Annotated in this window: 11 protein-coding genes; 8 read left to right on the top strand and 3 right to left on the bottom strand. The window is 68.9% G+C overall.

Annotation, left to right across the window (positions count from 1 at the left end):
• Nucleotides 1–74 precede the first annotated feature (74 nt).
• From tdh to ACP699_RS01105, 4 genes are all read left to right on the top strand, one after another.
• Nucleotides 75–1,118 carry an L-threonine 3-dehydrogenase gene (tdh, locus tag ACP699_RS01090; RefSeq protein WP_426168448.1) on the top strand — a complete coding sequence of 348 codons (1,044 nt, stop codon included), beginning with the start codon at nucleotides 75–77 and terminating at the stop codon, nucleotides 1,116–1,118.
• Entirely contained in the window at nucleotides 1,118–2,296 is a 1,179-nt protein-coding gene (locus ACP699_RS01095) for a glycine C-acetyltransferase (protein ID WP_288969975.1), read from the top strand. The genes tdh and ACP699_RS01095 overlap by 1 nt, the downstream gene beginning before the upstream one ends.
• 88 nt (nucleotides 2,297–2,384) lie before the next feature.
• On the top strand, nucleotides 2,385–3,008 hold the full coding sequence (locus ACP699_RS01100; RefSeq protein WP_055867522.1) for an ArsR/SmtB family transcription factor: 624 nt from the start codon (nucleotides 2,385–2,387) through the stop codon (nucleotides 3,006–3,008).
• Entirely contained in the window at nucleotides 3,005–3,223 is a 219-nt protein-coding gene (locus tag ACP699_RS01105) for a hypothetical protein (RefSeq protein ID WP_017830310.1), read from the top strand. Before ACP699_RS01100 ends, ACP699_RS01105 begins: the two co-directional genes overlap by 4 nt.
• Before the next feature lie 27 nt (nucleotides 3,224–3,250).
• Here the strand turns inward: ACP699_RS01105 and ACP699_RS01110 are convergent, their stop codons facing one another.
• Both ACP699_RS01110 and valS read right to left on the bottom strand, forming a co-directional pair.
• Complete coding sequence (locus tag ACP699_RS01110) at nucleotides 3,251–3,466, bottom strand: hypothetical protein (protein ID WP_055867525.1); 216 nt, start codon at nucleotides 3,464–3,466, stop codon at nucleotides 3,251–3,253.
• Nucleotides 3,466–6,081, bottom strand: a complete 2,616-nt coding sequence (gene valS, locus ACP699_RS01115) for a valine--tRNA ligase (protein ID WP_127482232.1) — start codon at nucleotides 6,079–6,081, stop codon at nucleotides 3,466–3,468. The genes ACP699_RS01110 and valS overlap by 1 nt, the downstream gene beginning before the upstream one ends.
• 170 nt (nucleotides 6,082–6,251) lie before the next feature.
• Between valS and ACP699_RS01120 the strand changes: the two genes are divergently transcribed.
• The 4 genes from ACP699_RS01120 to ACP699_RS01135 are packed head-to-tail and all read left to right on the top strand — an operon-like array spanning nucleotide 6,252 to nucleotide 11,152.
• Nucleotides 6,252–7,865: an ABC transporter substrate-binding protein gene (locus ACP699_RS01120; protein WP_426168455.1), complete on the top strand. Its 1,614-nt coding sequence runs from the start codon at nucleotides 6,252–6,254 to the stop codon at nucleotides 7,863–7,865.
• 25 nt (nucleotides 7,866–7,890) lie between these two features.
• On the top strand, nucleotides 7,891–8,838 hold the full coding sequence (locus ACP699_RS01125; protein WP_426168458.1) for an ABC transporter permease: 948 nt from the start codon (nucleotides 7,891–7,893) through the stop codon (nucleotides 8,836–8,838).
• Complete coding sequence (locus tag ACP699_RS01130; protein ID WP_055867542.1) at nucleotides 8,835–9,647, top strand: ABC transporter permease; 813 nt, start codon at nucleotides 8,835–8,837, stop codon at nucleotides 9,645–9,647. The genes ACP699_RS01125 and ACP699_RS01130 overlap by 4 nt, the downstream gene beginning before the upstream one ends.
• Entirely contained in the window at nucleotides 9,644–11,152 is a 1,509-nt protein-coding gene (locus tag ACP699_RS01135; protein ID WP_426168462.1) for a dipeptide ABC transporter ATP-binding protein, read from the top strand. Before ACP699_RS01130 ends, ACP699_RS01135 begins: the two co-directional genes overlap by 4 nt.
• A gap of 25 nt (nucleotides 11,153–11,177) precedes the next feature.
• Here ACP699_RS01135 and ACP699_RS01140 read toward each other — a convergent pair whose 3' ends face one another.
• Nucleotides 11,178–11,828 (bottom strand): pentapeptide repeat-containing protein, encoded by a 651-nt coding sequence (locus ACP699_RS01140; RefSeq protein WP_426168465.1) that lies wholly within the window; start codon nucleotides 11,826–11,828, stop codon nucleotides 11,178–11,180.
• Between the last annotated feature and the right edge of the window lie 265 nt (nucleotides 11,829–12,093).

Below are 12,093 nucleotides of genomic sequence, written 5' to 3' on the forward strand. Positions count from 1 at the left end.
TGTAGGTGCGGCTACATCGATGATGCAGACGATGCCGATTGTTCTACATTGTCTGATGCGATGGGATCGAACACATGAAGGCACTGTACAAAGGCGCACCCGGCGCCGGACTCGAGCTCGTCGAGCGTCCTGATCCGACTGCCGGCACCGACGACGTCGTCATCCGGGTGTTGCGCACGGGGATCTGCGGCACCGATCTGCACATCCTCCGTTGGGATGACTGGGCGGCGTCCGCGATCGCCGCTCCGCTCATCCCCGGCCACGAGTTCTACGGGGAGGTCGTCGAGGTCGGCCCCGGTGTGCACGACATCGCCGTCGGCGACCGGGTGTCCGGCGAAGGACACATCGTGTGCGGCACGTGTCGCAACTGCCGGGCGGGTCGCCGCCAGATGTGCATCCGCACGATCGGCCTCGGTCTGCAGCGCGACGGCGCCTTCGCGGAGTACCTCGCTCTTCCCGCGACGAATGTGTGGGTGCACCACTCCGAGGTGACGCCCGAACTCGGTGCGATCTTCGATCCCCTCGGCAACGCCGTCCACACCGCCCTCACGTACCCGCTCGTCGGTGAGGACGTGCTCGTCACCGGCTGCGGACCCATCGGGCTGATGGCGATCGCGGTGGCCCGGCACGCGGGTGCACGGTTCATCACGGCGACCGACGTCAGCGCACCCCGCCTGGAGATGGCCCGCCGGATGGGCGCCGACGAGGTGGTCGACGTCTCGGTCCGCGACATCCGCGATGCGCAGCAGGCGCTCGGAATGCGGGAGGGGTTCGACATCGGATTCGAGATGAGCGGTGCGCCCTCGGCTCTCCCGGCCATGATCGACAACATGAATCACGGCGGCCGCATTGCGATGCTGGGTCTGCCGAGCGCGGGGTTCGGAGTCGACTGGGGCAAGCTCGTCACCCACATGCTCACGATCAAGGGCATCTACGGACGCGAGATGTTCGAGACATGGAACGCGATGGGGGCGATGCTGCAGACCAGCGCGACCCTGCGGGACGCCATCGGCCGGGTGATCGCCGAGGTCGTCCCCGCTCGCGACTGGGAGCGCGGCTTCGCTGCGGCCGAGTCTGCGGGAACGGGCAAGATCATCCTCGACTGGACGGAGCTGTGATGTACGGGACTTTTCAGAAGCATGTGGCGGGCGAGCTGGCGGGGATCGAGGAGGCCGGGCTCACCAAGCATGAGCGCGGTATCCGCGGACCGCAGAACGCCTCGATCACCGCGGACGGCACGGAGGTGCTGAACTTCTGCGCCAACAACTACCTCGGCCTCGCTGACGACCCGCGCATCCTCGACGCCGCGACCACGGCCCTGCAGGAATGGGGCTACGGTCTGGCCAGCGTGCGCTTCATCTGCGGTACCCAGGAGCAGCACCTCGAGCTCGAGCGTCGGCTCGCCGACTTCCTCGGCACGGACGAGGCCATCCTGTACTCGTCGTGCTTCGACGCGAACGGGGGCGTGTTCGAGACGCTCTTCTCCGCCGAGGATGCGATCATCTCGGACGAGCTCAACCATGCGTCGATCATCGACGGTATCCGGCTCTCGAAAGCGCGCAGGCTCCGCTACCGCAACCGCGACATGGCCGATCTCGAAGCGCAGCTGCAGGCCGCCTCGGACGCCCGTTTCCGCGTGGTGGTGACGGACGGCGTGTTCTCGATGGACGGCTACATCGCACCGCTCGCCGAGATCTGCGACCTGGCAGAGCGTTATGACGCCCTCGTCTTCGTCGACGACTCGCACGCCGTCGGCTTCGTGGGCGAGAACGGCCGGGGGACGCCGGAGCTCTGCGGAGTCGCCGACCGCGTCGACATCTACACCGGCACATTCGGCAAGGCGCTCGGCGGCGCATCCGGGGGTTACGTCGCCTCGCACGCGGACATCGTGGCTCTGTTGCGCCAGCGATCCCGTCCGTACCTCTTCTCGAACACGCTCGCCCCGGCGATCGTGGCGGGTACCCTGACCGCGCTCGACCTCGTCGAGGGGTCGGCCGATCTTCGTGCGCGTCTGCGCAGCAATGCCGCGCTCTTCCGCGAGCGCATGACCGCCGAGGGGTTCGACCTGCTGCCGGGGGAGCACCCCATCGTCCCTGTCATGTTCGGCGACGCCGCGAAGACGGCGCGGATCGCTCGCGAGATGCAGGAGCGCGGTGTCTACGTGACCGCCTTCAGCTTCCCCGTCGTGCCCCGCGACCTGGCACGGATCCGGGTGCAGCTCTCGGCGGCGCATACGCCGGATCAAATCGAGCGCTGCGTCGCGGCCTTCGTCGCTGCACGGGCGGCGATCGACTGATCCGCACAACTTGCAAAGAAACACTTGCAAAGAAACACTTGCAAAGAAACACTTGCAAAGACTTCTTTGCAACGGTATCTTTGCATGCATGACGAATGAGACCCAGGTCAGGACTCTGGACGCCAGTGCGCTGAAGGCCCTGGCGCACCCGCTCCGGGTGAAGATCTTCGACCTTCTCGCCGCACGTGGTCCGCAGACGGCGAGCTCGCTCGCCGCCCTCGTGGGGGAGACCTCGGGGTCGACCAGCTACCACCTCCGCGCCCTCGCCGCGCACGACCTCATCCGCGAGGTCGAGGGGCGGGGCACGGCACGCGAGCGATGGTGGGAGCGGCCCAAGGGGCGCATCGACGTGCCGGGGCCCGACGAGATGACCTCGCCGGCGAACCGTGCCGCTGCGCAGATCGTCACGTCGGAGTTCTTCCGGCTGCGGCACGAGACGCTGATGTCGTACCTCAACCGGCCGCAGTCCGAGGTGCCCGAGGCCTGGCGCGATGTGGGGATCACGATCACCACCCACCTCGATATGACGCCGGAGCAGGCCATGTCGCTCCGGGAGGAGCTCGAGAGCATCGTGGAGAGCGCCATCGAGCGCTACCGGGGTCAGACCGGCCCCGATGTTCGACGCGTCTCGCTCCGCACCGAACTCTTCGACCTTCCGACGCCGCAGCAGGCGACGCACGGATCCAGCGACGACACCGTGGAGGAATCATGACCAGCGCGACTCTTCACCTGGTGGCGCCGACCCAGACCGAACGCGGGCTGCTGAGACTCGCCGGCCATCTCACCGCCTACGTCGAGCACCGCATCTCGCGGCGCGCCGAACGGCGTGAGCTCTCCCTCGATCTGCTGCGCGAGCAGCAGACCCGCAGGCAGGACCCGCGCGCCGTCGATCACGCTCTCGCCCAGCTCGGGCTGACCCGGCGCTGAGACCCGGTCTCGGCCTGGCGGGGAGGTTCAGTCCTCGAAGGGGCGGGCGACGATCTCGCCGGAGGCGGTCTGGAAGACCTCCCACCCCGCGTCGAGCTCAGCGATCGCGCGGCCTTCCAGCCAGGTGAGCGTCCAGTGACCGGTCAGCCCCTTGGCCTCGACCTCGGCGATCGCCGGTCGCAGGGAGGCGGGGACGGAGGCCGGAGCCTCGGACCCCGCCGCCCAGCGCGTGCCCAACTGCATCAGGACGCCTCGACCGGAGCGAGCTCGATCGCGGTGACCGCGAACGCCTCCGCCTCGGTGAACTCGAGCTCGGCGATGCGGCCGACGGCGCGGAGGTCGTCGGCGGCTGCGCGGAGGGCGTCGAGCTTCGCGGCGGGGGCGGCGATCGCCGCACGCGAGACCGGAGTCTTCTGCGAGGCCTTCGCCTCGGTCTTCGCACGGCGGATGCCGATCAGCGCTTCACTGGCTGCAGCCAGCACCGCCGGGTCGCCGTCGATTCCGAGCGGCGTCGGCCACGCGGCCGTGTGCACGGAGCCCTCTTCGAACCAGGACCACGATTCCTCTGCCGCGAAGGACAGCACCGGAGCCAGCAGGCGGAGCAGCGTCGACAGGGCCAGACGCAGCGAGAGCGCCGCGGAGGCCTGTCCCACGTCGGCCTGGTTGTAGGCGCGCTCCTTCACGAGCTCGAGGTAGTCGTCGCAGAACGTCCAGAAGAAGGCCTCGGTGAGCTCCAGTGCACGAGCGGCGTCGTACCGCTCGAACGCCTTGGTGGCCTCGACGACGACGCTGTCGAGCGCGGTCAGCATCGACGCGTCGAGGGCATGAGTCACCTGCGCACCCTCGGGCACGGGGAACGACAGCACGAACTTCGCCGCGTTCAGTACCTTGATGGCCAGACGGCGACCGATCTTCACCTGCGTCGGGTTCTGCGGGTCGAACGCCGCGTCCATGCCGAGGCGGCTCGAGGCGGCCCAATAGCGCACCGCGTCGGAGCCGTGGGCCTCGAGCACGTCGGCCGGGGTGACCACGTTGCCCTTCGACTTCGACATCTTCTTGCGGTCGGGGTCGACGATGAATCCGGAGATCGCGGCGTTGCGCCACGGCGTCCTGCCGTCTTCGAGCGTCGAGCGCAGCATCGTCGAGAACAGCCAGGTGCGGATGATGTCCTGACCCTGGGGGCGCAGGTCGAACGGAGCAGTGAGCTGCCAGAGCTCCTCGTCGCGCTGCCAGCCACCCGCGAGCTGCGGGGTGAGGGACGAGGTCGCCCAGGTGTCGAGGATGTCGGCCTCGGCGTCGAAGCCGCCCGCCACGCCGCGCTGGTCCTCGGTGTATCCGGCGGGCACATCGGTGGTCGGGTCGATCGGGAGCGTCGCCGCATCCGGGGTGAGCACGCGGTCGTAGTCGCGCTCGCCGTTCTCGTCCAGGGCGTACCAGAGGGGGATCGGCACGCCGAAGAAGCGCTGACGCGACACCAGCCAGTCGCCGGTCAGGCCGCCGACCCAGTTCTCGTAGCGCACACGCATGAACTCGGGGTGCCAGGCGAGCTCCTCGCCGTGGGCGATGAGCTTGTCGCGCAGCTCGCCGTCGCGGGCGCCGTTGCGGATGTACCACTGCCGCGTGGAGACGATCTCGAGCGGACGGTCGCCCTTCTCGAAGAACTTCACCGCGTGGTTGAACGGCTTGCCGACAGCGGTCATGTCGCCCGTCGCCTGCAGCTTCTCCACGATCGCCTTGCGCGCGCTGAAGACGGTCTTGCCCGCGATCTCCTCGCCGTACCAGGTCGCCGCCTCGGGGTTCGCGACGGAGGCGGGGGCATCGGGCAGGAATCGCCCGTCCAGGCCGATCGTGGTCATGTTCGGCAGCGACTCGTTGTCGGTGGTGCGCAGCTCGCGCCACCAGATGATGTCGGTCACATCGCCGAAGGTGCAGACCATGGCAGCGCCGGTGCCCTTGTCGGGCTGGGCGAGGTGGTGCCCGTGGATCTCGATCTCGGCGCCGAAGAAGGGGGTCTTCACCTTGGTGCCGATGAGGTGCTTGTGCGGGCCCTCCGGGTGCGTCACGATCGCGATGCACGCGGGGAGCAGCTCCGGGCGGGTGGTGTCGATCGCAATCGATCCCGAGCCGTCCGCGAAGGGGAACTCGATCGTGTGATAGGCCGCCTGCTGGTCGCGGTCCTCGAGCTCGGCCTGCGCGATGGCGGAGCGGAAGTCGATGTCCCACAGCGTCGGGGCCAGCGCCTGATACGCCTCACCGCGCTCGATGTTGCGCAGGAACGCGAGCTGGCTCTGACGGATGGTGTCGTCGGAGATCGTGCGGTAGGTCTGCGTCCAGTCCACGCTCAGTCCGAGCTGGCGGAACAGTGCTTCGAACTGCTTCTCGTCCTCGATCGTGAGGCGCTCGCAGAGTTCGATGAAGTTGCGGCGGCTGATCGGCTGCTGATCGGCTGCACGGCTGGACTTGTTGTCGCCACCCTCGAACGGGGGTGTGAAGTCGGGCGTGTAGGGGAGCGAGGGGTCGCACCGCACACCGTAGTAGTTCTGCACGCGGCGCTCGGTGGGCAGGCCGTTGTCGTCCCATCCCATCGGGTAGAACACGGTCTTGCCGCGCATACGCTCGAAGCGCGCCTTCACGTCGGTGTGCGTGTACGAGAACACGTGTCCGATGTGCAGGCTGCCCGATGCCGTGGGAGGAGGGGTGTCGATCGAGTACACGCCGTCACGGCCGGCCTGTGCCGCGCGCAGACGATCGAACAGGTAGGTGCCCTGCTCGGCCCATGCGGCATCCCACTTCGCTTCGAGGCCTTCGAGTACGGGCTTGTCGGGAATCTGGTTCTGCGACGATTCGGAAGCAGGCATGAAGGTCTCCTCGAGCGATGTATGCGGCACTGTGTGAGCGTGCCTGAGTGTGGGTGGTGCCGAACAGTCTACCGAGCATCGCGGGGCTGGCAGGTCGCCGCAGATCGACCCGGTCCAACAATCCGCCGTAGGATGGAGGGATCCCGACCCGCTCGTCCAGAGGAATCGTCATGCCCGCAAAATCAGTGCGTCGTCTCCTGCCCTTCGCGGCGCTCGCCGCTGCCACCGCGCTGGTGCTCAGCGCCTGCGCGGCCCCCGGTTCCGAGGGAGAAGGCGGAGGAGAGCTGGTGTGGTCCATCGAGGGCGCGAACCTCTCGGCCGGGCACATGGACCCGCAGGTGAGCCAGCTCGACGTCTCCGGCATGGTGCAGCGGGCCGTGCTCGACTCGCTGGTGTTCCAGGAGGCGGACGGAACGTTCAGCCCGTGGCTTGCGAAGAGCTGGGAAGTCTCGCCGGACAGCACGGAGTACACCTTCGTGCTCCGGGACGACGTGACCTTCACCGATGGCGAGAAGTTCGACGCCGCCGCGGTCAAGGCGAACTTCGACCGCATCGTCGACCCCGAGACGGCTTCCGCTCAGGCCGCCAGCATGCTCGGCGCTGATTTCTACAAGGGCACGGAGGTCGTCGACGACTATACGGTCACGGTGACCTTCACCCAGCCGTACGCCCCGTTCCTGCAGGCGGCGAGCACGCCGCAGCTGGGCTTCTACTCGCCGGCCGTGCTCGCGAAGTCCGCAGACAAGCTCAAGGCCGGCGGACCCGACATCACCGTGGGCACCGGCCCGTTCGAGCTCAGCGAGTACACGCCAGACCAGGAGATCGTCTACACCCGCAACGACGACTACGCGTGGGGTCCGCACGACACCGAGGCTCCGAAGTTCGAGACCCTGCGCGTCGAGATCCAGCCGGAGGCCTCGGTCCGCACCGGTGTCGTCACCAGCGGCGAGGCCGACCTCGCCAGCAACATCCCGCCGAACCTCGCGAAGGACCTCGGCGACGGCGTCACGGTCGACTCGATCGAGTACCCGGGTCTGCCGTACTCGCTGTACCTGAACGAGAAGTACGGGGTGTTCGCCGACGAGAAGGTGCGCCAGGCCTTCGCCCGCGGCATCGACATCGACGCCGCTGTCGAGGAGATCTACTTCGGACAGTTCCCGCGGGCATGGAGCATCCTCGGCTCGACGACTCCGGGCTACGACGCGTCGCTCGAGGGCAGCTGGCCGTTCGATCAGGATGCGGCCGATGCGCTGCTCGACGAGGCCGGATGGACGGATCGCGACGCCGACGGCATCCGCATGAAGGACGGCAAGCGACTCTCCGTGCGCTGGATCGCCTGGACGCCGGTTCCCGACGACCGCGCCGCGCTGGGCAACGCCATCCAGTCGGATCTGAAGAGCATCGGCTTCGAGGTTCAGCGTGAGGAGCTCGAGCCCGGCGCCTACAACGAGCAGTACGAGCCGAAGACCTTCGATCTGACCGACTGGGGCTTCTCGGGCGTCGATCCCGATCTGCTGCGCAGTCACCTGCACACCGACGGATTCCAGAACGCCTCGCAGGTGAGCGACCCGCAGATCGATGCCTTGCTCGAGCAGGCCGTCGCCTCCAGCGATCAGGACAAGCGCAACGAGCTGTACACCCAGCTGCAGCAGTGGAATGCCACATACACGGCCATCGTGCCGCTGTACAGCCCGTCGGCGATCACGGCCGTCGGCGACCGCGTCGAGGGACTCGAGTACGACCTGTACGGTCGGCCGCTGTTCTACGATGTGACCGTCGGCTGAACCGTCGACGGAGCGGAGGGCACGGGTGGTGAAGGCTGCTCTCGCCCGTATCGCCGGTCTGGTCGCATCCGTCGTCATCGTCCTGTGGGGCGCGGCGACCGTCGCCTTCCTCGCGTTCCGGGTGATCCCCGGTGACCCCGTCTCGGTGATGCTGGGGCCCCAGGCGCAGGTGAGTGAGGCCGTCAAGGACGGGATCCGTGCCGACCTGGGGCTGGACCGTCCGCCGTTCGAGCAGTACCTCGGCTTCATCGGCCAGCTCGCTCGGGGAGATCTGGGGGAGTCGTACCAACTGCGGATGCCGGTGACGGAGGTGATCGGACGTCAGCTCGGAGCGACGGTGCAGCTCTCGGTGCTCGCGCTCGTGATCGCCCTCGTGCTCGCGCTCGCGGTGGCGGTCCTCGTGCGGAGCAGGGCAGCGCGCACGATCGCGGCCGCTGTGGAGCTCGTGGTGCTCTCCTCCCCGGTGTTCTGGATCGGGCTCGTCCTGCTCAGCGTCTTCGCGTTCGGACTGGGCTGGTTCCCGGTGTCGGGAGCCCGCAACCCCGCCACGCTCGTCCTGCCGGCGATCACTCTCGCGCTCCCGGTCGCCGCGCTGCTCAGCCAGGTGCTGCGTGACGGGCTGATGCAGGCGGAGCGCATGCCGTTCGCCGAGACGGTGCGTGCCCGGGGTGCGAGCCCCTCGTGGTTCACCCTGCGGCACGGACTGCGGCACGGCGCTGCATCGGCCGTGACGCTCGCGGCCTACCTGACCGGATCCGTGCTCGGTGGTGCGGTGCTGGTGGAGACCGTGTTCGCGCGTCCGGGCCTGGGCCGCGTGACCCTCGCCGCGATCAGCGACCGCGACCTGCCGGTGATCACCGGGATCATCCTGCTGAGCGCCCTGGTCTTCGTCGCGGTGAACCTCGTGGTCGAACTCGTGCATCCCCTGATCGATCCGCGTGTCAGGGCCTCGCGAGCCGGAGACATCCGATGAGGCGCGCGCAGCGGGTGCTGCTGTGGGTCGCGATCGTGGTGCTCGCGGTGATCGTGTTCGCGGCGCTCTGGCCCGGCGTGCTCGCCACTCACGATCCGCTGCAGACCGCCGTTCGCTCCGCCCTGCTTCCGCCGAGTGCCGAGCACCTGTTCGGCACCGACCAGAGCGGGCGCGACGTGTACTCGCGAGTCATCTACGGCGCAGGGCGTTCGCTGGGCATCGGACTCCTCGCCACCGGGGTGGCGCTCGTCGTCGGGCTCGTCATCGGCGCGCTCGCCGGAGTCGCACCGAAGGGCATCGATACCACCGTGATGCGGGTGAACGACGTGCTGATGGCTTTCCCCGAGTTCCTCGTCGCGCTGGTCGTGGTCGCGGTCCTGGGTCCGGGGCCGGTGAACATCGCGATCGCGGTGACCCTGGCCGCTGTGCCCGTCTACATCCGGCTGGCGCGCGTGCAGACGCAGACGCTGCGCGTCGCCGAGCACGTCGAGGCGGCCCGCATCCTCGGCGTCCCGCGGGTGCGCGCGTTCACGCGGCACGTGGTGCCCGGCGTCCTCGGCGCACTGAGCGTGCTCGCGACCATCGGCATCGGTTCGAGCATCCTGGCCGCGGCCGGGCTCAGCTTCCTGGGTCTCGGCCCCTCGGAGCCGACACCGGAGTGGGGGCTCATGCTCGCCGGTGGTCGCAACGTGCTGGGACAGGCGTGGTGGATCTCGCTCTTCCCCGGCATCGCGATCACGCTCACCGTGGTGTCGGCGACGGTCGTCGGACGGATCCTGCGGGCGCGCGCAGACGGGAGGGCGGCATGAACGCTGCACTGCAGGTGCGGGGGCTGCGCATCGCCTTCGACGGGAAGCGCGTGGTGGACGACGTCTCCTTCACGGTCGAACGCGGGGAGTGCGTCGCGATCGTCGGGGAGTCCGGCGCGGGGAAGTCGCTCACGGCCCGCGCACTGCTGGGGTTGACGCCGGCAGAGGCCACCGTCTCCCTGGAGGGCCTCCTCATCGACGAAAGGGATGCCGCCGGGCTCTCCGAACGTGCGTGGCGCGACCTTCGCGGAGCCGGGATCGCGCTCGTCTCCCAGGACGCTCTGGTCTCGCTCGACCCCCTTCGCCGGGTCGGGGCGGAGGTCGCCGAGCCGCTGCTGCTGCATCGGCTCGTCCGCGGACGTGCGGCGCTGGCGGGGCGGGTGCAGGAGCTTCTGGCGCGGGTATGGATGCCCGACCCCGAACGTCGCTCCCGACAGCACCCGCACGAGCTCTCCGGAGGCCTCCGACAGCGGGCGCTCATCGCCTCCGCACTCGCCGCGGGCCCCGCCGTGCTGGTGGCGGACGAGCCGACGACCGCACTCGATGCCACCGTGCAGGCCCGGATCCTCGGACTGCTGCGCGAGATCACCGATGCAGGTACCGCGCTCGTCTTCATCAGTCATGACTTCGCCGCGGTTCGCCGGATCGCCGACCGAGTCCTCGTGATGAAGGATGGCATCGTGGTCGAATCCGGCACGGTCTCCGAGGTGCTCGAGAACCCCCGGCACGAGTACACGAAGCAGCTCATCGCCGCGACGATGCACGAGACCAGAGCTGCAGCCCCCACGGAGGCCTCGCCGGTGCTGATCGCCCGCGGCCTCTCGCGCAGCTTCGCCACGGTGCCCGCCGTCATCGACGCGACGTTCACGGTGAAGGACGGACAGACGCTCGGCATCGTGGGGGAGTCGGGGTCGGGCAAGACGACACTCGCGCGCATGATCGTCGGGGTCGACACGCCGGACAGCGGCACCCTGCGGTGGACGGCGGAGCGACGGGTGCAACTCGTGCACCAGAACCCGCTCGGCGCCTTCGATCCACGGTGGACGATCGGCCGATCGCTGCGGGAGGGACTGGAGGCGGGCGGCGTGCCTCGCGCGCGACGTGTCGCCCGCGTCGGGGAGCTCCTCGCCGAGGTCGGTCTTTCGCCGGAGATCGCCGACAGGCGTCCGAACGCCCTCTCCGGGGGTCAGCGACAGCGGGCTGCGATCGCCCGCGCGCTCGCCGCCGACCCGGAGGTGCTGGTGCTGGACGAACCCGTCTCGGCGCTCGACCCCTCGGTGCGGGAGCGGGTGCTGCGGTTGCTCGGCCGGTTGCAGCAGGAGCGGCAGCTGACGATGATCCTCGTCTCCCACGATCTCGACGTGGTCGGCGCGGTCGCCGACGAGGTGCTCGTGATGCAGGACGGACGGATCGTCGAGCAGGGGGCGACCGTCGACGTGTTCGCCTCGCCCCAGCATCCGTTCACGCGGGAACTGCTCGACGCGAGTGGCCCCGCCGGCTTCTGATCTGCCGTCAGTCCTTGATCTGCCGTCAGTCCTTGATCTGGATGCCGATGCCCGCCGCCAGCGCCGGGGCGAGCTGCTGAACCTGGAACGAGGTGAGGGTGGCCCCGCGGAGGCTGTGGGCGTCGAGATAGGCGACGGCGTCGAGCCCACGCAGATCCACGTCTTTCGCACGCATGCCCCGTGGGTCGACCTCGTCGCTCGATGTGGCTGTGAAGCGCACACGGGAGAGCTCGGCCTGCGGCATGTCGATGGTGCGGATGCTGCACCCCGAGATCTCGAGATCGGTGACTTTGGCCGCCCCCAGATTCAGATAGTCGATGCGCACATCCCGCAGATCGAGCTCCGAGATGAGCGCCTCGCTGAGGTCGAGAGTGCCGATACGCCCGCCACTGATCCGCACCCGCCGCACACCGGCATCGCGCATGCGGAGCGAGGCGATGCGCACACCGGACATGTCGACGTCGACGACCGTCGCGCCGGTGAGGTCGATGGCGTCGGCGTCGGCGCTCAGGATGCACTGCTCGAGCGTCGAGTAGGCGAGATCGACGGTGCCGTTCAGGTCGAGCCTGGCGGCGATGAGGTCGGCGCTGCGCGCGGGAAGCGCGGGCTCGAGCACGGGCGGCAGGTCGGGAGCGGTGATGCGGGGAGGGGCGGGGGACTCGGGGGTGCGGGCCATGCTTCGAGCGTAGGGTGCGCCGGCGACATCGCTTCCGGCGCGCGGGAGGCCGGGGCCAGGAGAGCAGAGGAGCGTCCTGAGGGTGTACGCACGCGTACACTGGACACACGAGCATCGATCCGGCCATCACCGGGGAGCTCTCGGAAGAACGGCGTCGCCCGCGGGAAGCGCTCAGTAGAACCGAGCGGGGCAGGCCCGTCACAGCCGCAGTGAGAGTGGTCGCGTCGTAAGGCGTGGCACGCGAGGTGGTACCGCGGTCCGCGAG

Source organism: Microbacterium sp. DWRC1-3, from assembly GCF_049896645.1.
Taxonomy (GTDB): Bacteria; Actinomycetota; Actinomycetes; order Actinomycetales; family Microbacteriaceae; genus Microbacterium; species Microbacterium maritypicum.